The following is a 25,465-nucleotide window of genomic DNA, read 5'->3' on the forward strand; positions in this document are numbered from 1 at the left end:
GGTTCAGCTCTCGGAGCGGTCCTCCGGAGTCACTTCCTTCGCCGGGACGGACTCCGTCACATTGGCGATGGCCGACGTCGATCCGTTCGCCCCGTTCGTCAGTGACAGCTCCTTGGGGGAGAGCACCGGCGGGCGGGTGGACGGGGTGCGCCGGGAGGAGCCGGTCCACGCGGGGCGGGCCGGGCGCTTGTGGATCGGAGCGAAGATCTCGGCGATCTGCTCCTTGCTCAGCGTCTCCTTCTCCAGCAGCTGGAGCACCAGCTGGTCGAGGACGTCACGGTTCTCGACCAGGATTTCCCAGGCCTCGTTGTGCGCGTTCTCGATGAGCTTCTTGACCTCTTCGTCGACGAGCGCGGCGACCTCTTCCGAGTAGTCGCGCGGGTGCGACATCTCCCGGCCCAGGAAGGGCTCGGTGTTGTCGCCGCCGAACTTGATCGCGCCCAGACGCTCGGTCATGCCGTACTGCGTGACCATCGCGCGGGCCGTTGCGGTGGCCTTCTCGATGTCGTTCGCAGCGCCCGTGGTGGGGTCGTGGAAGACGAGCTCCTCGGCCGCGCGGCCGCCCAGCATGTAAGCCAGCTGGTCCAGCATCTCGTTGCGCGTCGTGGAGTACTTGTCCTCGTCCGGCAGGACCATCGTGTAGCCGAGGGCACGGCCACGCGACAGGATCGTGATCTTGTGGACCGGGTCGGAGTTCGGAGACGCCGCCGCGACCAGGGCGTGGCCGCCCTCGTGGTACGCGGTGATCTTCTTCTCCTTGTCCGACATGATCCGGGTCCGCTTCTGCGGGCCCGCGACCACGCGGTCGATCGCCTCGTCCAGCATGGAGTTGTCGATCAGCTTCATGTCGCTGCGGGCCGTCAGAAGCGCGGCCTCGTTCAACACGTTGGCGAGATCGGCACCCGTGAAGCCGGGGGTGCGGCGGGCGACGGCCGAGAGGTCGACGTCCTGCGCGACCGGCTTGCCCTTCTGGTGAACCTTGAGGATCTCCAGACGGCCCTGCATGTCCGGGCGGTCGACCGCGATCTGGCGGTCGAAGCGGCCGGGACGCAGCAGCGCCGGGTCGAGGATGTCGGGCCGGTTCGTGGCGGCGATGAGGATCACACCGCCCTTCACGTCGAAGCCGTCCATCTCGACGAGCAGCTGGTTCAGCGTCTGCTCGCGCTCGTCGTGACCACCGCCGAGGCCGGCGCCGCGATGGCGGCCGACCGCGTCGATCTCGTCGACGAAGACGATCGCCGGAGCGTTCGCCTTGGCCTGCTCGAACAGGTCACGGACTCGGGAGGCACCGACACCGACGAACATCTCGACGAAGTCGGAACCCGAGATCGAGTAGAAGGGGACGCCTGCCTCGCCCGCGACAGCGCGTGCGAGCAGCGTCTTACCGGTTCCAGGAGGCCCGTACAGGAGCACGCCCTTGGGGATCTTCGCCCCGACGGCCTGGAACTTCGCCGGTTCCTGGAGGAACTCCTTGATCTCCTGGAGCTCCTCGACCGCCTCGTCCGAGCCCGCGACGTCCGAGAACGTCGTCTTCGGGGTGTCCTTGGTGATGAGCTTCGCCTTGGACTTCCCGAAGTTCATGACCCGGGAGCCGCCGCCCTGCATCTGGTTCATCAGGAACAGGAAGACGACGACGATGAGGACGAAGGGAAGCAGAGACAGCAGGATGCCGAGGAACGGGTTCTGCTTGGACGGCGAGACCGTGTAGCCGTCCGGAATCTGCTTGTTCTGGAACTTGTCCTGGAGTGTGTTGGCGAGGTTGACGCCCTGGTCACCGATGTAGCTCGCCTGGATCTTGGAGCTGCCGGAGACCTTCTGGCCATCCTTGAGCTGCACCTTGATGACCTGCTCGTCACCGGTGGTCAGCTTGGCCTCTTGGACCTTGTTGTCATTGATCGCCTGGACGACCTGGCCGGTGTCCACTGTCTTGTAGCCGCCGGACGAGCCGACGACCTGCATCAACACGACCACGGCAAGGACGGCCAGCACGATCCACATGACCGGCCCACGGAAGTATCGCTTCACGTCCATCCATACGGAGCGGTGCCGCCCCGTCCCTCCTGCCATAGTGAGTTTGATAAAGACTTATAAAGACTGTTCTTCGGACGGTACCCCAGCATTGTCACCCGAAGCTGCAGGGGACGACTGGCAATCCCGCCCACGCATGCTCCAACGGCGCGAAACCCGCTGGGGTTCCCGATCGTCTTACGAGGACTGGGACCCGGGGGTTCAGCCGCCGTAGACGTGAGGCGCGAGCGTACCGACGAACGGGAGGTTGCGGTACTTCTCCGCGTAGTCGAGGCCGTAGCCGATCACGAACTCGTTCGGGATGTCGAAGCCGACCCACTCCACGTCGATCGCGACCTTGGCCGCCTCCGGCTTGCGCAGCAACGTGCACACCTTGAGGGAGGCCGGCTCGCGGGAACCGAGGTTGGAGATGAGCCAGGACAGGGTCAGCCCGGAGTCGATGATGTCCTCGACGATCACGACGTGCTTGCCCTTGATGTCGGTGTCGAGGTCCTTGAGGATCCGCACCACACCCGAGGACTGGGTGCCCGCGCCGTACGACGACACCGCCATCCAGTCCATGGTGACGGGGGTGGACAGCGCACGCGCGAGGTCCGCCATGACCATGACGGCGCCCTTGAGGACACCGACGATCAGCAGGTCCTTGCCCGCGTACTCCGCGTCGATCTTCGCGGCCAGCTCAGCCAGCTTGGCGTCGATCTCTTCCTTGGTGATGAGCACCGACTTGAGGTCGGTGCCCATGTCTTTCGCGTCCACCCGCATCACTTTCGGTCGTCCGGTCCCACTTTTCCTGGGCGGCCACCCGGACCGCCCGTGACCCGAGTGAGGGGTCCCGGAGAGCCGCGTGAGCGGTCCCGATGGAGGGTCCGGTTTCAGCCTTGCCGAATCACCAGTCTGCCACCCTGCCGCTGAGCGACGACTTTGCCCGGGAGATTGATGGCTCCCTGACCGCGCCAGCCGGTGATCAGCCGGTCGACTTCTTCGATGTGGCGGGCGAACAGCGAACCGGCCGGGGCGCCCGCCTCGATGGCGGCGCGGCGCAGGATGCGGCGGCGTACGGCGGGCGGCAGGGCGTAGAGCTTCGCGCACTCCAGGAGGCCCGCCGTGTCGCGTACGGAGGCCTCGGCCTGGCGGGCCCAGGCGTCGAGGGCGTCGGCGTCGTCGCGGGACAGCTGTGCCGTCCTGGCGAGGGCCTCGACGACTCCCTTGCCGAGCGCCTTCTCCAGGGCGGGCAGGCCCTCGTGGCGCAGCCGGGAGCGGGTGTAGGCCGGGTCGGCGTTGTGCGGGTCGTCCCAGACGGGCAGCGACTGGACCATGCAGGCCTTGCGGGCGGTCTGCCGGTCCAGGTGCAGGAACGGTCGGCGGTAACGGCCGTCGGCCCCCGAGACCGCGGCCATGCCGGACAGGGAGCGGATGCCGGAGCCGCGGGCGAGGCCCAGCAGCACCGTCTCGGCCTGGTCGTCACGGGTGTGGCCGAGCAGGACGGCGGAGGCGCCGTGGCGCGCGGCGGCGGCGTCCAGGGCGGCGTACCGGGCGTCGCGGGCGGCGGCCTCGGGGCCGCCTTCGCGGCCCACGGTGACGGCGAGGGACTCGACGGGGGTCATGCCGAGCTCGACGAGGCGGGAGACGACGTCGTCGGCGCGCAGATCGGAGCCGGGCTGCAGACCGTGGTCCACGGTGATGCCACCGGCGCGGATGCCGAGTTTGGGGGCTTCGAAGGCGAGAGCGGAGGCGAGCGCCATGGAGTCGGCGCCGCCGGAGCAGGCGACGAGGACGAGCGGGGAGGACTCGCCTGGGGGACGGGTGTGGTCGGTGAGGATGTCGTGGAGTACGCGGCGGACCGCCAGGCGTATCGCCGCGACCGCAGGATGGGGACCCATGTCCGGTTCCCTTCATGAAGTTTTCGGGGGGTGAGCCCGAGTCTGGTCACACAGAGTGTGTAGATGGTGACAGAAACGGGCCGTTCCCCGAGCATTGCACGCCTACCGTTGGCTCACGGTCCCTCGGACGGGTGATTGGAGGGGCGTTCACCTGCCGTCGGCCGAATTCGTTTCACGACCTTGCCGTAGGGTTCACGACTCCGCCTTGCGGTGCACCCGCGCGACCCAGTCCGCCGGTTTGGCGATCTCCGTCTTGGTCGGGAGGGTGTTCGGGGAAGTCCAGACACGGTTGAAGCCGTCCATGCCCACCTGGTCGACGACCGTGCGCACGAACCGCTCACCGTCCCTGTACTGCCTCAGTTTGGCGTCCAAACCGAGCAGCTTGCGCAGGGCGAGGTCCAGCCGCGAGGCCCCCTTGGCCCGGCGCTGCTGGAACTTCTCGCGGATCTCGCCCACGGACGGGACCACGTCCGGGCCCACACCGTCCATCACGAAGTCCGCGTGGCCCTCCAGGAGGGACATCACGGCGGTGAGGCGGCCGAGGATCTCCCGCTGGGCAGGCGTCTGCACGATCTCGACCAGGGACCGGCCCCCGTCCTCCTCCTCACCCTCGGGACGGCCTCCCGCGAGCGACTGGGCGGCCTCCCTGATGCGCTCCAGGACCGTCATGGGGTCGACCTCGGTCTCGCCCAAGAAAGACTGGATTTCGCCCTCCAGGTGGTCGCGCAGCCAGGGCACGGCCGTGAACTGTGTACGGTGCGTCTCCTCGTGCAGACACACCCACAGGCGGAAGTCGTGGGGCTCCACGTCGAGTTCGCGCTCCACGTGGACGATGTTCGGCGCGACGAGGAGGAGCCTGCCGCCGCCGTTCTCACCCGCCGGGAGTTCCCTGGTCGCCGGGGCGAAGGTCTCGTACTGCCCGAGGACGCGCGACGACAGGAACGACAGCAGCATGCCCAGCTCCACGCCGGTGACCTTGCCGCCGACGGCGCCGAGGACTGCTCCGCCCGGGGTGGTCCCCCGCCGCTCCTGCATCTTGTCCAGCAGGGGTTTCAGGAGCTCCCGGAACCCCGCGACGTTCGCCCGGACCCAGCCCGGGCGGTCCACCACGAGGATGGGGGTGTCGTGGATGCCCTCCGTGCCCATACGAGTGAAGCCCCGGACGTGCTCCTCCGAGGCTTTCGCATGCCGGCGCAGCTCCGCGACGACCTCTCGGGCCTCGTCGCGGCTCACCTCGGGGCCAGGCCGCACAAGCCGTGTCGCGGTCGCCACCGCGAGATTCCAGTCGACCATCTCGGCACCACCGATGCTCGTCATGCGTCAACCGTACGTGAGCGGGCCCAAGTGCGGTGAGGGGTACGGCGCCGGATGCGCCCGTGCTCCGGGGCGCACGGGGCTCGTGGTACGGGCGTTGCCCAGGACCCGGCCGGGCCGGTCCTAACGGCAGCCGCAGCCCGCCAGTGCCGAGGCCGTGCGGTCCAGGGCCGACTGCGCCGCCGACGGGTCGGTCGTGTCGGAGGCCAGGAAGGCGAAGGCCAGCAGGCGGCCGTCGGCGTCGACGACCGTGCCCGCCAGGGTGTTCACCCCGGTCAGCGTGCCGGTCTTGGCGCGTACGAGGCCGGTGCCGGACGAATCGTCGGCGTAGCGGTCGCTGAGGGTGCCCGTGAAGCCCGCGACCGGCAGACCGGTCAGGATGGGCCGGAGTTCGGGGTGGGCGGGGTCACCGGCCTTGACCAGGAGGGCCGTGAGCAGGTCCGCCGTCAGCCTGTCGTCCCGGTTCAGACCGCTGCCGTCCGTGAAGTGCGCGCCGGCCAGCGGGAGTCCGAGCTCCTTCAGCTCGGCGTCGATCGCCGCCGCGCCGCCTTCGAAATCGGCCGGTCGGCCGGTGGCGAGGGCGACTTGGCGGGCCATGGCCTCCGCGATGTCGTTGTCGCTGTTCGTCAGCATCCGCTCGATGAGGGCGGACAGGGGCGGCGAGGAGACCGAGGCGAGGGACTGTGAGCGGTTCGTCGCCCTGGAGGGGCCGGGGGTTGCCGTCTTGATGCCCTTGGCCTCCAGCAGCTGCGCGAACTTTCCGGCCGCGTCCGCCGCCGGGTCCGCGGCGCGGGTGACCGGGCCGCTGGCCGAGTCGTCGGTGCGGGCCTCGTCGACCATCAGGGCGCTGACCGGCGCGAGGTTGGGGTTGGTGCCGATGGGGTGCAGGGCGGGACCGGTGTAGAGCGAGGTGTCGTACGAGAGCGTCACCTCGGTCAGATGACGGACCTTCAGGGCGGTCGCCGTCTCGTCGGCCAGGGTGCGCAGGCTCGCCCAGCCCGCCGCCTCCTTGCGGGCGGTCAGCGTGGGGTCGCCACCGCCGACGAGCACGACCTCCTTGGTGCCGGGCTCCAGGACCGCGCGGGTCTCGATGCGGTGGTCGGCGCCCGCCGCGGAGAGCGCGGCGACCGCGGTGGCGATCTTCGTGGTGGAGGCCGGGGTCTGCGCGTCGTCGGCGCCCTTGCCGTACAGCCGCTTGCCGGTCGCCACGTCGACGACCACGGCGGTGCGTCGCCCGCCGAGCGCGGGGTCGCCCAGAAGCCGGTCGAGGGTGTTCGTGAGGGCCTTCTGGGCGGGTGCGGGCACCGAGACGGTGGAGCCGCCGAGACCGATCAGTACGGAGGCGGCGCTGGGCGCGGGCTTCGGCGCCGCGGGGGACGTTTTGGAACTGCGTCCGTGATCTGCGCCACCCTCCCCTTCTCGCGATGCGGCCCAGTCACGCTCGGCCGTACGCTGACCGGAGGAGTCCCAGGGGCCGACCAAGGCCACCGCCCCGGCCGCGAGTGCCAGGCCCGCGGTGGCGGCGACGGCTGTGAGCTGCGGGGTCGTGAACTTCACGGAACGCGGCCGCACGGCTTGAGCAGCCCGCACCACATGCGGTCGCACGGACTGCGCAGCCCTCGTCACACGCGGCTGCACGGCCTGCGCGACCCGCGTCACGTGCGGCTGCACGGTCCGCTTGATCCGCACCACATGCGGTCTCGCGGCCCGCCAAGCCCTCAGCTCTGGCACGACCACCAGCCCCTTTCGCGATCACACACCTGCGTGAGGGACACTTAATCACCAGAACTATGTGTTGATCATGGAGGAGCCACCGGTGGAGTTCGACGTCACGATCGAGATTCCGAAGGGTTCGCGGAACAAGTACGAGGTGGACCACGAGACCGGTCGGATCCGCTTGGACCGTCGACTCTTCACCTCGACCAGCTACCCGGCCGACTACGGCTTCGTCGAGAACACCCTCGGCGAGGACGGCGACCCGCTGGACGCGCTGGTCATCCTGGACGAGCCGACCTTCCCGGGCTGCCTCATCCAGTGCCGCGCGATCGGCATGTTCCGTATGACGGACGAGGCCGGCGGCGACGACAAGCTGCTGTGCGTCCCGGCGCACGACCCGCGCGTGGAGCACCTGCGGGACATCCACCACGTGTCGGAGTTCGACCGCCTGGAGATCCAGCACTTCTTCGAGGTCTACAAGGACCTCGAGCCCGGCAAGTCCGTCGAGGGCGCCAACTGGGTCGGCCGCGCGGAGGCGGAGGCCGAGATCGAGCGTTCCTACAAGCGCTTGAAGGAGCAGGGCGGTCACTGATCCCTCCTGAGCCCCGCGGGCCGCGTGACCCCTCCTGGGGTGGCGCGGCCCGTTCGCGTATCCGTGCGCATACTGGGGCGTACGGGAGGTGCACGGTCGGCAACAGCGGGAGTGGTGGGTGACGGAGGCGGAGGACCGCAAACCGCAGTCGGACGAGGCGAGGAGTGCTTTCGCACAGCCGGACGGCGTGGCACCGGCGGTCGAGGACGAATCGGGGACCACGTCGGAGTTCGCGGTCCCCAAGGGGCTCGTGCCGCCCGAGACGGCCGGCACCGAGTCCGAGGGGTCGGCGTTCAGCACCCCGCGCACCTACAGCGCGAAGCACGCCCCGCCCGCGTTCACACCGGCGACCGGCGTTCCCGTGGTCAGTCTGACCAAGGACGTGCCCTGGCAGGACCGGATGCGCACGATGCTGCGCATGCCGGTGGCCGAGCGTCCGGCACCCGAACTGCTGCACAAGGAGGACGAGGCCGGCCCGGCCGTCCCCCGCGTGCTCGACCTGACGCTGCGCATCGGCGAGTTGCTGCTCGCGGGCGGTGAGGGCGCCGAGGACGTGGAGACGGCGATGTTCGCCGTCTGCCGCTCGTTCGGCCTGGACCGCTGCGAGCCGAACGTCACCTTCACGCTGCTGTCGATCTCGCACCAGCCGTCCCTGGTGGACGATCCCGTGACGGCCTCCCGGACCGTACGCCGCCGGGGCACCGACTACACGCGGCTCGCGGCCGTCTACCGGCTCGTCGACGACCTGAGCGACCCGGAGACCACGTTCTCCCTGGAGGAGGCCTACCGGCGCCTCGCGGAGATGCGGCGCAACCGGCACCCGTATCCCGGCTGGGTGCTGACCGGCTGCAGCGGGCTGCTGGCGGGTGCGGCCTCGGTGCTCGTGGGCGGTGACGCGATCGTGTTCGTCGCCGCGGCGCTCGGCGCGATGCTGGGCGACCGGCTGGCCTGGCTCTGCGCGGGGCGCGGGCTCCCGGAGTTCTACCAGTTCACGGTGGCCGCGATGCCGCCGGCCGCGATAGGCGTCGCACTCCAGCTCGCGCACGTCGACGCGAACTCGTCCGCGGTGATCACCGGTGGACTGTTCGCGCTGCTGCCCGGGCGAGCGCTCGTCGCGGGCGTCCAGGACGGACTGACCGGCTTCTACATCACCGCGTCCGCGCGCCTCCTGGAGGTCATGTACCTCTTCGTGGGCATCATCGTCGGCGTCCTCATCGTGCTCTATTTCGGCGTGAAGTTCGGCGCCGCGCTCAATCCGGACCAGGCACTCAGCATCTCCGAGCGGCCCCTGGTGCAGATCGCCGCCGCCATGCTGCTGTCGCTGACCTTCGCGGTCCTGCTCCAGCAGGAACGATCCACCGTGCTCGCGGTGACCCTCAACGGAGGCGTCGCCTGGTCGGTGTACGGGGCGATGCACTACCCGGGCGGTATCTCGCCGGTCGCCTCCACGGCCGTCGCGGCGGGCCTGGTGGGCCTCTTCGGGCAGCTGCTGTCCCGCTACCGGTTCGCGTCCGCGCTGCCCTACACGACCGCCGCGATAGGGCCCCTGCTCCCAGGGTCGGCCACTTACTTCGGCCTGCTGTCGATCGCCCAGAGCAACGTCGACAAGGGGCTGGTTTCGCTCTCCAAGGCCGCGGCGCTCGCCATGGCCATCGCCATCGGTGTGAACCTGGGGTCGGAGATCTCGCGGCTGTTCCTGCGAGTGCCCGGGGGCTCCACCGGGGGACGAAGGGCTGCCAAGCGGACGCGGGGGTTCTGAGCGCCGGGTGCCCACGAACTCGGTGTGTCGTGCCGGGTGGCGACTGCGGGTCGTCGGTGGCTCGTCGCGCCCACGCGGCGGAGCCGCACATGTCACAGCCCCGCGCCCCCTTCGGGGCGCGGGGCTGTGGCTCAGTTCTGGGGGTAACCCTGGTTGTACGGGTTCGGCTGCGCGCCGTACGGCTGCTGCGGGTAGCCCTGCGGGTGCTGCTGGGGCGGGTAACCCTGACCCTGGTCGTAGTTCGGGTCGTAGTTCTGACCGTAATTCTGGTCGTAGCCCTGGCCCTGGTAGTAACCCTGGTCCTGATTGCCGTACGGCTGCTGCTGCGGGTAGCCCTGGGCGTACTGGTCCTGCTGGTGCCGGTCCTGCTGGTACGGGTCCTGCTGGTAGGGGTCCTGGCTCTGCTGCGGCTGGTGCATGCGCAGCGGGCGCGTCGCGTCGTCCATGACGGGGGCCGTGGGCTGCTGCTGGTAGGCGGCCGGGCCCTGCGGGGCCTCCGGCTCCGGCGGGTTCTTCTTGGCCTTGGAGCGCGCCCGCAGGAACTCGATGGCGATCGGGATCACCGAGACGAGGACGATCAGGATCAGGATCGCCTCGATGTTGTTCTTGACGAAGTCGATCTTGCCGAGCCAGGAGCCGAGCAGCGTGACGCCGGCGCCCCACAGGACACCACCGATGATGTTGAAGGTGATGAAGGAGCGGTACTTCATGCCGCTGACGCCCGCGATGATCGGCGTGAAGGTGCGCACGATGGGCACGAAGCGGGCGAGGACCAGGGACTTGGGCCCGTACTTCTCGAAGAACTCGTGGGCCTTGACCACGTTCTCCTGCTTGAAGAGGCGGGAGTTCGGGCGGGTGAAGAGCGAGGGACCGACCTTCTTGCCGAACAGGTAACCCGCCTGGTCGCCGAGGACCGCGGCGACGCAGATCAGGGCGACGGCCGCCCACAACGGGAAGTCGAGCTGGTTCGACGTGATCAGCAGACCGCAGGTGAACAGCAGCGAGTCACCCGGCAGGAAGAAGCCGATGAGCAGGCCGGACTCGGCGAAGACGACGAGCAGCAGGCCCCAGATGCCGAAGTTGTCCAGGAGCGTATTCGGATCCAGCCAGCTTGGACCAAGGGCAAGCGTGTTCACGGTTCCGGGCTCCTGAAGGGGGGAGGAAGAGTACGGCGGTCCTGGGACGGCAGTACGGCAGCACATCAGTACTGTCGGCCAAAGCTATCAACGCACAGTGTCCGTGCCAGGTTCCACCAGTGCCCCCAGGATGCACTGTGTGCCCACTGGGACAAAGCTGTGGACCATGGGCATCGATGATTACGGAGGCGGCCAGCGACCCCAGTCGGACATCCTGGTCGTGACGACGAACGACGTACCCGGTTACCGCGTCCAACAGGTCATTGGAGAGGTCTTCGGCCTCACCGTGCGCTCCCGTCACCTGGGGAGCCAGATCGGCGCGGGTCTGAAGTCGATGATCGGCGGCGAGCTCAAGGGGCTCACCAAGACCCTCGTGGAGACCCGCAACCAGGCCATGGAACGACTCGTCGAGCAGGCACGCGCGCGGGGCGCCAACGGTGTCCTGATGTTCCGCTTCGACGTGACGGAGGCCGCGGACGTGGGCACGGAGGTGTGCGCCTACGGCACCGCGGTGGTCCTGGCCAGGGACTAGGACACGGCGGCAGGAGCAGAATCCGGTAAGGGGCACCCGCAGTGGAGAGTGCCCCTTACCGTCTTGCCGTCAGGCTCCCTGGGAGTGCCGGGCCGCGTTCGCCTTGATCGCGTCCCTGAGGTGCTCGGCGAGACCCGGGCGCATGGAGTCGTAGTACGCCTTGAAGCGTTCGTCGGACACGTACATCGCGCCGAGGCAGCCATGGAGCTCGTACGAGCAGTCGTAGAACCACTTGACGATGTGCTGCCGGTGTTCCTCGGCCATGTCCATGGCCCGCTCGCCGGTCGCGGGTTCGCCCGCTTCCATGAGGGCGTCGTAGCGCTCGCTCCAGGAGGCGACCTCGGCCTGGACGCGCCGCCAGTCGTCCTTGGTGTAGCGGGCGGCGCGGCGCTGTGACTCGGCGTACTCCGCCGTGCCGCCCCACCGCCGTTCGGCCTCTTCCGCGTGCTCCTCGGGATCCTTGTCCCCGAAGACCTCGAACTTCTCCTCGGGCGTGAGGTTGATGCCCATCGCGCGTGCCTCCATGGCGTGCTCCACGGCCGCGGCCATCTTCTGCAGCTTCTCGATCCGGGCGGTCAGCAGCTCGTGCTGGCGGCGCAGGTGCGCGCGCGGGTCCGCCTCCGGGTCGTCGAGCAGGACCGCGACCTCGTCGAGCGGGAAGCCCAGCTCCCGGTAGAACAGGATCTGTTGCAGCCGGTCGAGGTCGGCATCGCTGTAACGCCGGTGCCCCGCATGGCTGCGCTCGCTCGGCACGAGCAGGCCGATCTCGTCGTAGTGGTGCAGGGTGCGCACCGTGACCCCGGCGAAACCGGCGACCTGGCCCACTGAGTAGCCCACTTCCGCTCCTTCCTCCGTACGCGTCCCACCATCAGCCCTCACGCCACGTGAGGTGCAAGCCGGAATTCCCGGGGTACCGAAGCGCTCCCTTCGGGATGTTGTGCATCTTTTGCCCGCTTAGGGTGTGGCCGTGAGCACCGATGCGTCCACGGCGACCCCCTTACGGCGTCTGCTGCCGTTGATCGTGCCCTCCGTGGTGGTCGGTGTTGCCGCGGCGCTCGTCCTGCTGGGCGTCAGCCTGCTCGCCGACCGGTTCGAGGACGTCCTGTGGGAGACCCTTCCGGACGCACTGGGCGTGGGCCGCTACTCCGTGCTGTGGATGGTCGTGATGCTCACGGCGACCGGCGTCGCCGTGGGTCTCGTGGTGTGGAAGGTGCCGGGGCACGCGGGCCCGGATCCGGCGACCACGGGCCTGGTCGACGCTCCCCTGCCGCCCCGCGTTCTGCCCGGGCTGCTCGTCGCCACCGTCCTGACGCTGGCGGGCGGGGTGAGCCTGGGCCCCGAGAACCCGATCACGGCCGTCAACGTGGCCCTCGCCTACTGGCTCGGCACCCGGGTGGTCCCGGGCTCCGCCGTGGGGCTGTGGGTGGGCCTGGCGGTCGCGGGCACGATCGGCGCCCTGTTCGGCACGCCGGTGGCCGCCGCCCTGATCTTCTCCGAGGTGCTGGCCGGGCAGCCGGGGGCCGGCGCCCTCTGGGACCGGCTGCTGCCACCGCTGCTCGCGGGCGGCACGGGCGCGCTGACCATGGTGCTGCTGGAGCACCCGAGCTTCGACCTCGCGCTGCCCGCCTACGCGGGCCCCCACTGGGGCGACCTGCTGAGCGCCCTGGTGATCGCCTCGGCGGCCGCGGCGATCGGGATGACCGCGGTGTGCGCCCTCCCGTACGTCCACGGCGCCTTCTCCCGGCTCGGACACCCCATGGTGGCGATTCCCGTGGGCGGTCTCGTCCTGGGGCTGCTGGGGGCGCTGGGCGGGCCTCTGACGCTCTTCAAGGGCCTGGACGAGGTGAAGACCCTCGCCGCGAACCCGGAGGGCTGGTCGGCGGGACGGTTCGCGTTGATGTTCGTGGTGAAGCTGGCCGCGCTGCTGGTAGCCACCTCGTGCGGCTTCCGGGGCGGCCGGATCTTTCCCTCCGTCTTCGCCGGGGTAGCTCTCGGGCTGTGCGCGCACGCGTTGGTACCGCAGGTGGATCCCACGCTCGCCGTGGTGTGCGCGGTCCTGGGTGTGCTCCTGGCCGTCACCCGGCAGGGCTGGATCAGTCTGTTCACGGCGGCCGTCCTGGCGGCCCAGCCGGCCGTGCTGCCCCTGCTGGTGCTGGCCTCGGTACCGGCCTGGCTGATCGTCACCGGACGCCCGCAGATGCAGCTGCGTGGCGACGGGACCCCCATCCGGTGAACCGACACGCCCCCCGATCCGATGAACCAGTAGGACCCCCGATCCGCTCAACCAGTAGGACCCTCCGCTCAACCAGTAGGGCCCTCCGACCGCCGACTCGATAGGAGATCCCATGCCGCTCCACCAAGGTCCCGAGAAGCCCGACGAGCGACCGGTGTCCGTCAACCCCTTCTTCGGGGAGGCGAATCCGGTCGGGGGCATGACGGAGGCCCCGCCCAAGCACCGGCTTCCCGACGGCCCGCTGCCGCCCAACACGGCGTATCAGGTCGTCCACGACGACCTGATGCTGGACGGGAACGCGCGGCTGAATCTCGCCACCTTCGTCACCACCTGGATGGAACCGCAGGCCGGGGTGCTGATGACCGAGTGCCAGGACAAGAACATGATCGACAAGGACGAGTACCCGCGCACCGCCGAGCTGGAGCGGCGCTGCGTGGCGATCCTCGCGGATCTGTGGAACGCGCCGGATCCGGCGTCCACCGTCGGCTGTTCGACGACCGGATCGAGCGAGGCGTGCATGCTCGCCGGCATGGCGCTGAAGCGCCGCTGGATGCGGCGGAACGCGGACCGCTACCCCGGAGCACGCCCCAATCTCGTGATGGGGGTGAACGTCCAGGTGTGCTGGGAGAAGTTCTGCAACTTCTGGGAGGTCGAGGCACGTCAGGTGCCCATGGAGGGCGACCGGTTCCACCTCGACCCCCAGGCGGCGGCCGAGCTGTGCGACGAGAACACCATCGGGGTCGTCGGCATCCTCGGCTCCACCTTCGACGGGTCGTACGAGCCGATCGCCGAGCTGTGCGCGGCCCTCGACCAGCTCCAGGAGCGTACGGGCCTGGACATCCCCGTCCATGTCGACGGCGCGTCCGGCGCGATGATCGCCCCCTTCCTCGACCCGGACCTGGTCTGGGACTTCAGGTTGCCGCGCGTGTCCTCGATCAACACCTCGGGCCACAAGTACGGGCTGGTCTACCCGGGCGTCGGCTGGGCGCTGTGGCGGACCGAGGCCGAGCTGCCCGAGGAACTCGTCTTCCGGGTCAACTACTTGGGCGGCAACATGCCGACCTTCGCCCTCAACTTCTCCCGCCCGGGCGCGCAGGTCGTGGCGCAGTACTACACGTTCCTACGGCTGGGCCGGGAGGGCTTCCGCGCCGTTCAGCAGACGACCAGAGACCTGGCTCGCGGGCTCGCCGAGCGGATCGAGGCGCTGGAGGACTTCCGACTCCTCACCCGGGGTGACGAGTTGCCCGTCTTCGCCTTCACCACGGCACCCCATGTGACCGCGTACGACGTCTTCGACGTGTCCCGGCGCATGCGGGAGAGCGGCTGGCTGGTGCCCGCGTACACCTTCCCGGCCAACCGGGAGGACCTGTCCGTCCTGCGTGTGGTGTGCCGCAACGGCTTCTCGGTGGATCTCGCCGACCTGTTCATCGAGGACCTGAGCCGGTTGGTGCCCCAACTGCGCAATCTGCCGCATCCGCTGACCCAGGACAAGGAGGCGGCGACCGGCTTCCACCACTAGTGCTGCTCCGCGTTAGTTCGTGGAGGTGTCATGCGGCTTTGAGTGGCCTGGCGTCGTAGGTCCAGCGGTAGGGCTTGGCGGTGGTGTTGTGCGCGATCACGTAGGCGTCCATTTTGTCGATGAGGTCGTCGCGGCTGGGGAAGTCGCCGTGTCGTAGAACCCGGCGGGTCAGGGCTGAGAAGAAGAGTTCGACCTGGTTGAGCCAGGAGGCGTGCGGCGGGGTCCAGTGCACGTGCCAGCGGGGGTGGTCGGCCAGCCATGCCTTGGTTGTCCGTGCGATGTGGGAGGCGCCGTTGTCCAGCACGACGTGGATGGCGTGGCACGGGTTGATGGTCCGCTCGAGCATCCGCAGGAAGTCGATGAAGGTCGCTGCGTTGTTGCGGGCGATGGGCTGCGTGAGGACCTCGCCGGTGCGCACATTGAGCGCGGCGCTGATCGAGACGGTGCCGTGGCGGATGTACTCAAATTCCTGGCGGGACGGCCGGCCGGGTCCGGCGGGACGGCCGGGGTGCTTGCGGGAGCGGGCGGCGATGGCGGTCTTCTCGTCGATGGACAGCACCACCGCGTCGTTTGGCGGGTTGAGGTAGAGATTGCAGATGTCGGCGGCCCGTTCCCAGAACTGGGGATTGTCGCGGCGGGTGAGCCAGCCGCGGACTTTGTGCGGCTTGAGGTCCAGGCCGGCCAGGATCCGGCCGACCTGGGACGGGGAGATAGCGGCGGACGTAGTGTCCGCGACCAGGGTGGCGATGGTCCGGTGCGTCCATGTCGACTCCGGGTGGGTCGGTGCACTGGTCGCGGAAGCCACCACGGCCAGCCGCACCCGGCTGTCGTAAAGGCGGGGCCGCCCTGGGCGTGGAGCGTCTTTGAGTCCCTCCATCCCGGCGGCGGTGAACCTCCCTCGCCACTTGCGGACCGTGTTCACGCTGACTCCCAGCGTGCGGGCGATCGCCGCGTTGGACGCTCCCGCAGCGGCAGCGAGCACAATCTTCGCCCGCAGCACCGCCCGCACTTGCCCGCGCGTGGAGCCGGCAAGGCTTGTCAGCCGCGCTCGTAACGCCTCGTCCAGCACCACCGACACTGCCTGCCTGTTCCCGCCCATGACTGGTGATCATGGCGCAGCGCGATCGTTGCCGGGCAGGATGGGGACCGTGCCGAAGAACCCGCCCGAGTCCATGCAGCACCACCTCCGCGTCCGCCTGCGCGACCGCGCGCGGGAACGCTGGCCCCAACTCTCGGGCATCCAGGTCCGTTTTCGGACCGGATTCGCCTACGTGGCAGGCGAAATGCCGGGCATAGAGGAACCGCTGCCACTGTGCCGTCTGCGCTTCACCGGCGTCCTGCACACCTGGGGCTTTGCCATCTACCTCGCCAGCAGCAGCAAATACCAAGACAACTTCCTTCCTACCGGCCTGCCATTCGGCTCACCCGAAGAAGCGCTCGACTGTGCATGCGGTCTCTACCTCAACGACCCCACCGCCTGGACCACACCACCCTCCACGAACTAACGCGGAGCAGCACTAGGACCTGTCCGGCGGAGGGCGTGGCTACTCCTGGTCGCCGGGGTGCGGGGTTTCCGTCGCGTACGGGTTCTCCTCGCCGTCCACCAGGACGCCGACGAAGGGCCGGCCCTCCCCGGCGAAGGTGTACGCGCCGCCCCGGATGCGCTCGATCAGGCCCCGGGTCCACTGTGCGCCGGAGTCGGCGGAGTGGACCCAGAAGTTCATGATCTCGCCGATGTGGCCGAGCTGTCCGGGGCCGTCCTCGGGGGTGTAGTACCCGGTGACGGACCTGCGCCACTCCTCGATGGCGCGCACCCGCTCCTGGAGGAGTTCGAGGGTCTCCGCACGGCCGAGGTCGACCATGAAGCCGAGCGCGGCCGAGAGGATGTCCGGTTTCTGGTCGTACGCGGTAAGCGACCGGCGCAGCAGCGTGAAGTACTCCTCGGTGCCCTGGTCCGTGATCTCGTACTCGGTGCGCGGCGGGCCGCCCGCCGTGGACGGGGCGATCTCGTGGGCGAGCAGCAGTCCCTGTTTCGCCATCTGCTTGAGCGCGTGGTAGATCGAGCCGGGCTTGGCGTTGGACCACTCGTGCGCGCCCCAGTACTCGAGGTCGTTGCGCACCTGGTAGCCGTGGGCCCGCCCGTGCTGGCGGACGGCACCCAGCACCAGGAGACGGATCGCTGACATGCGGTCCAGGTTATGGGGGGCAGATGAGGGCGCGGAGGTCAACCCTCCTGCGCGCGGGCGACCAGCTCGAAGGCGGTGGCGCCGTCCAGGGACTCGCGGATGATGTCGGCGTGGCCGGCGTGCCGGGCCGTCTCACGGATCAGGTGGAGCGCCACCCAGCGCATCGAGACCCGTTCCCGGGGGAACCAGGGGGCTTCGGGCAGTGCGAAGGTCTCGTCGAGGCTGGGCACCGAGCGGATGAACGCCTCCGTCTCGGCGGCCACCTTCTCCCAGTACGCGAGCTGCGACTCGACGGTCTCGTCGCCGACGAGCGCGAAGCACTCGTGCCAGGTCGACTCGTCCCGCTCGACGGCCGGCGGCTCGCCCTTGGCGCGGGCGATCCAGGCCTGCTCGGTCTCGGCGACGTGCTTGAGCAGTCCGGCCAGGGACAGTTCGCTCGCGCTCGGCCGGCTCGTGGCCTGTTCCGGCGTCAGCCCGATCAGCGCCCGGCGGATCCCGCCGCGCTCGGCCTCCAGGAAGGAGAGCAGTGCTCCGCGCTCGTCGCCCGGAGCACCTGCCGAAACGTGAGTAACCATGATCGCCGCCTTTCATCGGTCCACCTGCCTGGCATCCCCTGCCCGACACCGACGAACGTACGGGCCCTTGCGGTCAGCTTCTGTCCGCAAGGGCTCGATCGCGACGAAGAGTCTCCGAACGGAATGAGCCCTAGAACGGGAAGAAGCTGCGTCCGTGCTGGACCGAGATCCACTTCTGGGTGGTGAAGGCGTCGACGGTCGTCTCGCCGTTGAGGCGGCCGATGCCGGAGTGCTTCTCGCCGCCGAAGGGGACCAGCGGCTCGTCGTGGACGGTGCCGTCGTTGACGTGGAACATGCCGGTGTCGATCTGCTTGGCGAAGGCGACACCACGCTCGACGTCGGCGGTGTGCACGGCGCCGCTGAGCCCGTACGGGGTGTCGTTGACGATGCGTACGGCCTCCTCCTCACCGTCGAAGGTGACGAGGAGTGCGACCGGGCCGAAGATCTCCTGCCGGAGGATGGCGGAGTCGGCGGGCAGGTCCGTCAGGACGGTCGGCTCGACGAGGTTGTCGGTGGTGGCGCCGCGCACCAGGGCCGTGGCGCCCTCGGCGATCGCCTGGTCGACCGCGCCCGTGAGCGAGTCCGCCTGGGAGGAGTTGATGACCGGGCCGATGATCGTCTGGGGGTCGCTCGGGTCGCCGACCTTCAGCGTCTTCACCTTGGCGACGAACTTCTCGGTGAACTCGTCCGCGATCGAGCGGTCCACGAGAACGCGGTTGGCGGCCATGCAGACCTGGCCCTGGTGGACGTACCGGCTGAAGACCGCCGCGTCGACGGCGTAGTCGATGTCCGCGTCGTCGAGGACCACCAGGGCGCTGTTGCCGCCGAGCTCCAGCACCGCGCTCTTGAAGTGCGAGGCGCAGACGGTGGCGACGTGGCGGCCGACCTTGTCGGAGCCGGTGAAGGAGATGACCTTCGGGACGGGGTGCTCGATGAAGGCGTCGCCGATCTCGGCGATGTCGGTGATGACGACGTTGAGCAGACCGCCGGGCAGGCCCGCGTCCTCGAAGATCTTCGCCACCAGGGAGCCACCGACGATCGGGGTGTTCTGGTGCGGCTTGAGGACCACGCCGTTGCCGAGCGCCAGGGCCGGCGCGACGGACTTCAGGGAGAGCAGGAAGGGGAAGTTGAAGGGGCTGATCACGCCCACGACGCCGACGGGGACGCGGTAGAGGCGGTTCTCCTTGCCGTCGATCGGCGACGGGAGGATCTTGCCCTCGGGACGCAGCGCCAGCTGGATCGACTCGCGCAGGAACTCCTTGGCGAGGTGGAGCTCGAAGCCCGCCTTGAGGTGGGTGCCGCCGAGCTCGGCGATGATCACCTCGGTGATCTCGGCCTCGCGCTCCTCGATGATGCGCAGGGCCTTCTCGAAGACGGCGCGACGGGTGTACGGGTTGGTCGCGGCCCATTCCTTCTGGGTGCGCCGAGCGGCGAGGTAGGCCTCGTCGACCTCGTCGACCGTGGCTATGGTGATCGACGCCAGCTTCTCGCCGTTGTACGGGTTGAAATCGATGATGTCCCAGGAGCCGGTGCCCTGGCGCCACTCGCCGTCGATGTACTGCTGGGCCAAGTCGGTGAAGTAGGACGACATGTGCTCCCTCAATCCCCTTGCTGCCGAGGCAGACATCCGAGTCTGAGTCAGCAGACACATCCGATCAACGTCTGATCAGACGTCATCGTACTTGCGTCCAAAGGGAGTTGGAGAGCACCTCCGAAGAGTCCACGAAGACTCACAGGCGAACAGACCGTGAAGACTCGCCGGAGGCGGTGGGGAGAAGATCAGGAGAGCTGGAGCAGTCCCCGCAGCAGATCGCGGCTCTCGGAGGGCCCGGGGCTGTCCTGCTGCAACTGCTTGAGCGCGCCCTCGTACTGGGTGACATCCTCGCGTTTGTCCAGGTAGAGCGCGCTGGTGAGCTGCTCCAGATAGACGACGTCCGACAGGTCGGACTCGGGGAAGCTCAGGATGGTGAAGGAACCGCTCTCGCCCGAGTGGCCGCCGAAGCTGAACGGCATGACCTGAAGTCGTACGTTGGGACGCTCCGACACCTCGATCAGATGCTGGAGTTGCCCCCGCATCACCTCGCGGTCGCCGTACGGGCGGCGCAGCGCGGCCTCGTCGAGGACGATGTGGAACTCCGGGGCCTTCTCGGAGACGAGGTACTTCTGCCGCTCCAGGCGCAGCGCGACGCGCCGCTCGATGTCGGCGGGCGAGGCGCCCCGCATGCCGCGCGCGACGACCGCGTGGGCGTAGGCCTCTGTCTGCAACAGGCCGTGCACGAACTGGACTTCGTACGACCGGATCAGATGGGCCGCACCCTCCAGGCCGACGTAGGTCGGGAACCAGCTGGGCAGCACGTCCGAGTAACTGTGCCACCAGCCCGCGACGTTGGCCTCCTTGGCGAGGGAGACGAGCGACGTGCGCTCGGCCTCGTCGGTGATGCCGTACAGCGTCAGCAGGTCCTCGACGTCGCGCGTCTTGAAGCTCACCCGTCCCAACTCCATGCGGCTGATCTTCGATTCGGAGGCACGGATCGAGTAACCGGCCGCTTCTCTGGTGATTGCGCGCGACTCCCGCAGGCGCCGCAGATGTGACCCCAGCAGCATGCGCCGCACCACCGAGCCGCTCGACTCACCAGCGCTCACGTTCGTCAGCCTCCCCAACCGTCTTCAAGGGCCGAAGTCTGCCACTAAAACACTTCAAGCAGTACTCGTTCAGTTACAGAAACGGAAAGACTCCAAAGGGGCCACGCAGGAAAAGATCAGTAGAGGGTCAACAAGAGGGAAGAAGGTGGCAGAAGAAATGACCAAGAAAGGGTGAAGGAAGGTCTAATTCGGGCGCGTGCACGTGCATCTGCCCTTGCATCTGCTGTACGCATTCGGAACCATGGTCCTCGCGCCACCGCTGCATCGCAACGACCGCGAACACCCGGGAGTGCCTCGCATGGGGACGAATGGATCGACCATGCTCGAGCCCTTACGGCAGGGACTTCCGCCGCTCGACCCCGCGGCCGTGTCCAACGCCGCTTCCTGCGCCCTGCCGGCGCGCTACGAAGCGGTGCGCGAAGCTCGGCAGTTCACCCGCAGAACGCTGGACCAGTGGGACATCGGCGAGCGCTTCGACGACGTCTGCCTGGTGGTCTCCGAGCTCGTGACCAACGCGCTGCGGCACGCCCTGCCCTCGGACACACCCCGTTCGGACGACCAAGGCCCTCCCGTCCGGCTGCACTTGATGCGGTGGACCTCACGTCTGGTGTGCGCGGTGCGCGACCCCAGTCACGACAGCCCGGTCGCGGGCGACTCGGAGGACTTCTCGGCGGAGTCGGGCCGAGGCCTGTTCCTGGTCGACTCGTTCGCCGACAGCTGGGGCTGGCACCCACTCGCGGGCACGCTCAGCGGCAAGGTCGTATGGGCGCTGTTCCGGCTTCCGCAGCCGGCCGCCGGCGGGGTTTCGACCGAATAGAGAACCGCGGCGCTTTTTGGCGCCGCGGTTCTACGCGCGTTACTCGCCGCGAGAAGGCAGTAGCGGTCAGTTATTCCGGTCGCCCCACTCGAATGCGCGTCCAGGCGTGTGGCGCCGACTCACGTCAGCCGGCGATCAGGTGGTCGAACTCGCCGTCCTTGATACCCAGGAGCATGGCTTCGATCTCGGCGCGGGTGTAGACGAGCGCGGGCCCTTCCGGGAACCGCGAGTTCCGCACCGCCACGTCGCCACCGGGCAGCCTCGCGAACTCCACGCAGGAGCCCTGCGAGTTGCTGTGCCTGCTCTTCTGCCAGGCCACCCCGGTCAGCTCGGTCGCAGCCATGCCGTTGTACACGTCATCCAGGTCATCCACGTCGTACACGTCGTGGTCCACAGGTCGCTCCCCGGTCGTGCAGTGGCCGATGTGGCCATTGATGCAGTGGCCAACTGCCCCGGATCATAGCTCTGTTCATGTGCAGATGCATGGGCAGATGCACGTGCACGGGGGGTGGTCCCACGGTTACAGCTTTTACCGCCATTTGACTACGGCGTGTTGACCGCCCGACTACTGTCTGGTAATCGCCGGGCTGCGTCTGATCCAGCGTCTGCCCCGGAGAACGCATGCCATGCGATCCCCAGCCCCCGTGCATGATCTTCCGCGCCATCATCCGTGCAGGGTCGTCCGGGTCGAATCCCTCATGCATTAAGAAGAGACGCGTACCGGGCCCTTCGAGTTTCAACGTTCACGTAATGGCCCAATCCGGAGGGGTCACCGGATCGGCGTCGGCCCACCGGACGCACGGCATCCGTTCCGGCTCGTACGCGAGAATCCGCACGTCACCGGTGCCGGCGAGGCGGATCGCCCTGCGGAACGGAGGGCAGGTCTCGGTCCGGGACAGGGTTCATGACTTGCCGCCGCCGGGTTCAGTCTCGGCCTCGGCTTCGGTGTCCATGTGGTCCGGCCAGGGCCAAGACGGGCCGAGGTCCCCTCCTACGCATGAAGCGTGTCGGCCGGGTGGGATCAGCGGCCGGTGCCGGAGTACGGCAACAGCGCCAGCTCACGCGCGTTCTTGATCGCGCGGGCGAGCATCCGCTGCTGCTGCGCGGTCACCCGGGTGACCCGGCGGCTGCGGATCTTGCCGCGGTCGGAGATGAACTTCCGCAGCAGGTCGGTGTCCTTGTAGTCGATGTACGTGATCCCGTCGCGGTCCAGCGGGTTGGGGCGGGACTTGGTGGCGGGCTTGCGTTCCGGCTTGCGGGCCATGGGTCAGACCTCCAGGAGGGAGTCGAAGGCGGGCGGGAGTCGCTTCCAGGCGGCGGGGCCCGCGGCGTACTCGGCGTCGGTCAACAGGCAGGACTCCAGGAGCAGTTCGAGCCCCTCGCGGTCGAGCCCCGGCGAGGTGAAGACGAGGTGCTGGCAGCAGTCGCCGTGCTCCGGGTGCCAGTCGAGCGCGGCGGCGGCGCGACGGACGGACGGGACCATGTCCCACGCGACGTCCGGGAGCGAAGCGAGCCAGGGGCCCGCCCGCCACGACGACCTCGGCCATGGCCTTGGGCTCGACCGAGTCCCACAGTTCGACGACGGCGAGGTTCGTCAGGCCCCCATCCGCGAGGCGCCACAGCTCCGGCACCAGATCCTCGCTCAGGGCGCAGCACGCGCAGTCGTTGACGAGCGGGGTCTCGCCCGCCGACACGATGCCGGTGGCGTCCCGGATCGTACGGACGACCGTGCCCGCCGCGGCCGTCGCCAGGTCGTGGTGGAGGGCGACGCTGCCGGGAACGTCGGCGAGCAGCCGTGCGACGGCGGCCCGCCGCGCATCCGCGTGCAGGCCGCCGACGATCACGACGGAGAGGTGCGAGGACGGCATCAGCCGGCACCGCCGCGCTTGCCGCCCGCCTTGCCGAGCGTCTGGACGCCCGCCTTGCCGAGCGCGTTACCGACCGCTCCGTACCGGCGCTCGAAACGCTCCACCCGGCCCGCGGTGTCGAGCACCCGCGCGTTGCCCGTGTAGAAGGGGTGGCTCACGTTCGAGATCTCGACGTCCACCACCGGGTAGGTGTGGCCGTCCTCCCATTCGATCGTCTTCTCCCCCGCCGCGGCGGCGAGCGTCGAGCGGGTGCGAAAGGCGTGGTTCGCGGCGCGGTCGCGGAAGACGACGGGGCCGTACTCCGGGTGGGTTCCCTCGCGCATGACGGTCAGCGCTCCTCTCGGAAGTCGACGTGCCGGCCGGCGACCGGGTCGAACTTGCGCAGGGTCATCCGGTCCGGGTCGTTGCGCCGGTTCTTGCGGGTGACGTACGTGAAGCCGGTCCCGGCCGTGGACCGGAACTTGATGACGGGACGGAGTTCGTTGCGTGCCATGGCTGATATGTTAATGAAAATGACTCCCATTTCCAAGATGTCTCAGAGAGAGGTACGTCACCCTTGTCCGCGCATTGCATGCTGACCGGCGCCACGCCGGGCTTCGGCAACTCCATCTCCCACTCCCACCGGCGCACGTCCCGCCGCTTCGACCCGAACGTCCAGCGCAAGCGCTACTGGCTGCCGAGCGAGGGCCGTCACATACGGCTGCGGCTGAGCGCGAAGGGCATCAAGACCGTCGACGCGATCGGCGTCGAGGCGGCCGTGGCCAGGATCCGGCCCGTGGGGTGAGGGTCTGATGGCGAAGAAGAGCAAGATCGCGAAGAACGAGCGACGCCGGGAGGTCGTCGCCCGGTACGCGGCGCGGCGGGCCGAGCTGAAGGAGATCCTCCGCCGGCCGTCCTCGACCGAGGCCGAACGGGCCGCCGCGCGGGAGGAACTGCGCCGCCAGCCGCGCGACGCGAGCGCCACCCGCGTCCGCAACCGCGACAGCGTGGACGGCCGCCCCCGCGGCTACCTGCGCACCTTCGGGCTGTCCCGGGTGAATCTGCGGGAGCAGGCGCATGCGGGATTCCTGCCGGGTGTTCGCAAGTCATCCTGGTAGCGCGTCGCGCCCGACGGCGCCGGCGAGGCACTCCCGATGCCTCGCCAACTCCCTCGGAACAGTGACTCGACGCCCGCTCGGAACCATGACCCGACGCCCCCTCGGAACCATGACCCGACGACTCCCTCAGAAGATTCGTAAGTTCTCCCGATGTCACGCTCAGGGTGTTCGCGAGTGCGGCTGATAGCTTGCTGCGGTCGTTCCGGCGACCCCAGCGACACCATCACCCTTGGGGGCTTCAGTGACATCGGCGACTTCGGCGACCCTTCCGCGTCGGCGGACCCGGGGCGTGGCCATGGCCTTGGCCGCGGGTCTGGCGGGCACGCTCGCGCTGACCGGGTGCAGCAGCGACTCGGGGTCCGGCTCCGGGAACGGGTCCGCCAGTCCCAGCGCGTCCCCCTCGGGGACGGCCGGCACGGGCAGCGGCTCGGGCACTCCGTCGACCGCCACCAGCAAGCTGGAGGGCAGCTGGGTGGCCACGACCGGCGGCAAGGCCGTGGCGCTGGTGATCACCGGCAAGCAGGCCGGGCTCTTCACGACGGGCGGCACCGTGTGCACCGGGACCGCCGGTGACGAGGCGGGCATGCAGATGATCCACCTCAAGTGCACGGACGGGAACAAGGACCGCGCGACGGGCATGGTCGACTCCGTGAACAGCACGACACTGAAGGTCACCTGGTCGGGGAAGCTCGGCAAGGAGTCGTACACGAAGGCCGAGGGTGGTCAGCTCCCGTCGGGACTGCCGACGGCGAGCCTGGGCTCCTGACCGGCCCGACCCCTGCCTGACCTGCTCCGACCCGACCCGACCTGCTCCTGGCAGCGGACCGCGGAATCCCTGGGACTCCGCGGCCCGTTCGCGTGTCCGTCGCTCATTCCGTCGACGTAGGGCGGCCTTTCGGGCCGCATTCGGAACATATGCGGCACGGGAGAGGTGCGCGACAGGGGGGCCGCGCAACGCGTGCCCACCGGTCTGCGTGATGATCCATGAGCACCTTCACGAACCCAGGGGGAAACCCATGCGCGCCCTTCCGATCGCCGTCGTCGCCGCCGCGGCGGCACTCACCTTGACCGCCTGCGACAGCGGCGGCAGCAGCAGCGACAGTGCCGGCGGCAAGAAGGCCTCGCCCGCCTCCTCCGCCGCCGCCTCCACTGCCTGCAAGATCGACCAGATCGGCATCCAGGTCGGCCCCGCCAACGCCGCCCCGGCCGCCGGTGACACCGGCAACGTGCCCGTCACCCTCACCAACAAGGGCGCCGAGTGCACCCTCCAGGGCTTCCCCACCGTCAAGGTGCAGGACGGGGGCACGAGTACGGACGTGCCCGAGGAGAAGTCCGCGACTCCGCCGAAGCAGACGCTGGCGGCGAGCGGCACCGCCTCCTTCACGATCACCTACGTACGGGGCACGGCGGGCGACGGGAAGAGCCTCGCCGCGACCACGCTGAAGATCGGTCTGCCCGGTGCCGCCACCACCCAGAGCTTCAAGTGGTCGTACGGCCCCCTCGCGGGCAAGACCGGCCCGACCGACCCGAACGCCTCCGTGAGCTCGTTCCAGCCCGCGGGCGACTGAGC

At 69.0% G+C, this 25,465-nt stretch carries 26 protein-coding genes and 2 pseudogenes; 11 read left to right on the plus strand and 17 right to left on the minus strand.

Annotated elements, in window-relative coordinates:
• Positions 1-3: 3 nt before the first annotated feature.
• The 5 genes from ftsH to dacB form a co-directional block, all read right to left on the minus strand.
• Entirely contained in the window at positions 4-2,031 is a 2,028-nt protein-coding gene (gene ftsH / locus SMIR_RS16170; protein WP_168501207.1) for an ATP-dependent zinc metalloprotease FtsH, read from the minus strand.
• 198 nt (positions 2,032-2,229) lie between these two features.
• Positions 2,230-2,790 carry a hypoxanthine phosphoribosyltransferase gene (gene hpt / locus SMIR_RS16175; protein WP_101399889.1) on the minus strand — a complete coding sequence of 187 codons (561 nt, stop codon included), beginning with the start codon at positions 2,788-2,790 and terminating at the stop codon, positions 2,230-2,232.
• Positions 2,791-2,900: 110 nt separating this feature from the next.
• Positions 2,901-3,908: a tRNA lysidine(34) synthetase TilS gene (gene tilS, locus SMIR_RS16180; protein ID WP_168494223.1), complete on the minus strand. Its 1,008-nt coding sequence runs from the start codon at positions 3,906-3,908 to the stop codon at positions 2,901-2,903.
• 192 nt (positions 3,909-4,100) lie between these two features.
• Positions 4,101-5,225: an Rv3626c family coenzyme F420 biosynthesis-associated protein gene (locus tag SMIR_RS16185; RefSeq protein ID WP_168494221.1), complete on the minus strand. Its 1,125-nt coding sequence runs from the start codon at positions 5,223-5,225 to the stop codon at positions 4,101-4,103.
• 120 nt (positions 5,226-5,345) lie between these two features.
• Entirely contained in the window at positions 5,346-6,959 is a 1,614-nt protein-coding gene (dacB, locus tag SMIR_RS16190; RefSeq protein ID WP_168494219.1) for a D-alanyl-D-alanine carboxypeptidase/D-alanyl-D-alanine endopeptidase, read from the minus strand.
• A gap of 79 nt (positions 6,960-7,038) precedes the next feature.
• On the opposite strand from dacB, the gene SMIR_RS16195 reads away from it, so the two are divergent.
• On the plus strand, positions 7,039-7,530 hold the full coding sequence (locus SMIR_RS16195) for an inorganic diphosphatase (RefSeq protein WP_054237475.1): 492 nt from the start codon (positions 7,039-7,041) through the stop codon (positions 7,528-7,530).
• A gap of 118 nt (positions 7,531-7,648) precedes the next feature.
• A complete protein-coding gene (locus SMIR_RS16200) occupies positions 7,649-9,289 on the plus strand; it encodes a threonine/serine exporter family protein (protein WP_168494217.1) in 1,641 nt (546 codons plus the stop codon).
• A gap of 131 nt (positions 9,290-9,420) precedes the next feature.
• Here the strand turns inward: SMIR_RS16200 and SMIR_RS16205 are convergent, their stop codons facing one another.
• Positions 9,421-10,425, minus strand: a complete 1,005-nt coding sequence (locus tag SMIR_RS16205; protein WP_212727152.1) for a DedA family protein — start codon at positions 10,423-10,425, stop codon at positions 9,421-9,423.
• Between the two features lie 166 nt (positions 10,426-10,591).
• Between SMIR_RS16205 and SMIR_RS16210 the strand changes: the two genes are divergently transcribed.
• A complete protein-coding gene (locus tag SMIR_RS16210; RefSeq protein ID WP_168501206.1) occupies positions 10,592-10,957 on the plus strand; it encodes a YbjQ family protein in 366 nt (121 codons plus the stop codon).
• 69 nt (positions 10,958-11,026) lie between these two features.
• On the opposite strand, the gene SMIR_RS16215 is transcribed toward SMIR_RS16210, so the two are convergent.
• Positions 11,027-11,794 (minus strand): MerR family transcriptional regulator, encoded by a 768-nt coding sequence (locus SMIR_RS16215; RefSeq protein ID WP_168494213.1) that lies wholly within the window; start codon positions 11,792-11,794, stop codon positions 11,027-11,029.
• A gap of 130 nt (positions 11,795-11,924) precedes the next feature.
• Between SMIR_RS16215 and SMIR_RS16220 the strand changes: the two genes are divergently transcribed.
• Both SMIR_RS16220 and gad read left to right on the plus strand, forming a co-directional pair.
• Positions 11,925-13,190, plus strand: coding sequence for an ion channel protein (locus SMIR_RS16220; protein ID WP_168494211.1), 1,266 nt, complete (start codon positions 11,925-11,927; stop codon positions 13,188-13,190).
• A gap of 112 nt (positions 13,191-13,302) precedes the next feature.
• Positions 13,303-14,709, plus strand: coding sequence for a glutamate decarboxylase (gene gad / locus SMIR_RS16225; RefSeq protein WP_212727153.1), 1,407 nt, complete (start codon positions 13,303-13,305; stop codon positions 14,707-14,709).
• Between the two features lie 28 nt (positions 14,710-14,737).
• Here the strand turns inward: gad and SMIR_RS16230 are convergent, their stop codons facing one another.
• Positions 14,738-15,808, minus strand: a complete 1,071-nt coding sequence (locus tag SMIR_RS16230) for an IS630 family transposase (RefSeq protein WP_168497310.1) — start codon at positions 15,806-15,808, stop codon at positions 14,738-14,740.
• A 49-nt stretch (positions 15,809-15,857) separates the two neighbouring features.
• Here SMIR_RS16230 and SMIR_RS16235 point away from each other — a divergent pair, with 49 nt between their 5' ends.
• Positions 15,858-16,214 (plus strand): hypothetical protein, encoded by a 357-nt coding sequence (locus SMIR_RS16235; protein ID WP_211118857.1) that lies wholly within the window; start codon positions 15,858-15,860, stop codon positions 16,212-16,214.
• 39 nt (positions 16,215-16,253) lie between these two features.
• On the opposite strand, the gene SMIR_RS16240 is transcribed toward SMIR_RS16235, so the two are convergent.
• From SMIR_RS16240 to SMIR_RS16255, 4 genes are all read right to left on the minus strand, one after another.
• Positions 16,254-16,895 carry a PadR family transcriptional regulator gene (locus tag SMIR_RS16240; protein WP_168494206.1) on the minus strand — a complete coding sequence of 214 codons (642 nt, stop codon included), beginning with the start codon at positions 16,893-16,895 and terminating at the stop codon, positions 16,254-16,256.
• 38 nt (positions 16,896-16,933) lie between these two features.
• Positions 16,934-17,470, minus strand: a complete 537-nt coding sequence (locus SMIR_RS16245) for a DinB family protein (protein ID WP_168494204.1) — start codon at positions 17,468-17,470, stop codon at positions 16,934-16,936.
• Between the two features lie 130 nt (positions 17,471-17,600).
• Complete coding sequence (locus SMIR_RS16250) at positions 17,601-19,061, minus strand: aldehyde dehydrogenase family protein (protein ID WP_168494202.1); 1,461 nt, start codon at positions 19,059-19,061, stop codon at positions 17,601-17,603.
• A gap of 188 nt (positions 19,062-19,249) precedes the next feature.
• The gene (locus SMIR_RS16255) at positions 19,250-20,086 is read right to left on the minus strand and encodes a Sco1979 family transcriptional regulator (protein ID WP_527252133.1); all 837 of its coding nucleotides are present in this window, start codon (positions 20,084-20,086) and stop codon (positions 19,250-19,252) included.
• Positions 20,087-20,432: 346 nt separating this feature from the next.
• Between SMIR_RS16255 and SMIR_RS16260 the strand changes: the two genes are divergently transcribed.
• Entirely contained in the window at positions 20,433-20,930 is a 498-nt protein-coding gene (locus tag SMIR_RS16260) for an ATP-binding protein (protein WP_422664435.1), read from the plus strand.
• A gap of 124 nt (positions 20,931-21,054) precedes the next feature.
• Here SMIR_RS16260 and SMIR_RS16265 read toward each other — a convergent pair whose 3' ends face one another.
• The 5 genes and pseudogenes from SMIR_RS16265 to rpmG form a co-directional block, all read right to left on the minus strand.
• Positions 21,055-21,324, minus strand: a complete 270-nt coding sequence (locus SMIR_RS16265) for a DUF397 domain-containing protein (protein WP_060896084.1) — start codon at positions 21,322-21,324, stop codon at positions 21,055-21,057.
• 627 nt (positions 21,325-21,951) lie between these two features.
• A complete protein-coding gene (gene rpsR / locus SMIR_RS16270; RefSeq protein WP_168494198.1) occupies positions 21,952-22,194 on the minus strand; it encodes a 30S ribosomal protein S18 in 243 nt (80 codons plus the stop codon).
• A 3-nt stretch (positions 22,195-22,197) separates the two neighbouring features.
• Positions 22,198-22,798: pseudogene (locus tag SMIR_RS16275) on the minus strand (hypothetical protein).
• Positions 22,799-22,866: 68 nt separating this feature from the next.
• Positions 22,867-23,121: pseudogene (locus SMIR_RS16280) on the minus strand (type B 50S ribosomal protein L31); the annotation flags it as partial.
• Positions 23,122-23,126: 5 nt separating this feature from the next.
• A complete protein-coding gene (gene rpmG / locus SMIR_RS16285) occupies positions 23,127-23,291 on the minus strand; it encodes a 50S ribosomal protein L33 (RefSeq protein WP_168494194.1) in 165 nt (54 codons plus the stop codon).
• Between the two features lie 63 nt (positions 23,292-23,354).
• Between rpmG and rpmB the strand changes: the two genes are divergently transcribed.
• The 4 genes from rpmB to SMIR_RS16305 all read left to right on the plus strand — a co-directional run bounded on the left by rpmB (position 23,355) and on the right by SMIR_RS16305 (position 25,463).
• Positions 23,355-23,582 (plus strand): 50S ribosomal protein L28, encoded by a 228-nt coding sequence (rpmB, locus tag SMIR_RS16290; RefSeq protein WP_212727154.1) that lies wholly within the window; start codon positions 23,355-23,357, stop codon positions 23,580-23,582.
• A 7-nt stretch (positions 23,583-23,589) separates the two neighbouring features.
• On the plus strand, positions 23,590-23,895 hold the full coding sequence (rpsN, locus tag SMIR_RS16295; RefSeq protein ID WP_060899625.1) for a 30S ribosomal protein S14: 306 nt from the start codon (positions 23,590-23,592) through the stop codon (positions 23,893-23,895).
• Between the two features lie 295 nt (positions 23,896-24,190).
• Positions 24,191-24,661, plus strand: a complete 471-nt coding sequence (locus SMIR_RS16300) for a hypothetical protein (protein ID WP_168501205.1) — start codon at positions 24,191-24,193, stop codon at positions 24,659-24,661.
• Between the two features lie 250 nt (positions 24,662-24,911).
• Positions 24,912-25,463 carry a DUF4232 domain-containing protein gene (locus SMIR_RS16305; protein ID WP_168494189.1) on the plus strand — a complete coding sequence of 184 codons (552 nt, stop codon included), beginning with the start codon at positions 24,912-24,914 and terminating at the stop codon, positions 25,461-25,463.
• Positions 25,464-25,465: the final 2 nt, after the last annotated feature.

Source organism: Streptomyces mirabilis, from assembly GCF_018310535.1.
Taxonomy (GTDB): domain Bacteria; phylum Actinomycetota; class Actinomycetes; order Streptomycetales; family Streptomycetaceae; genus Streptomyces.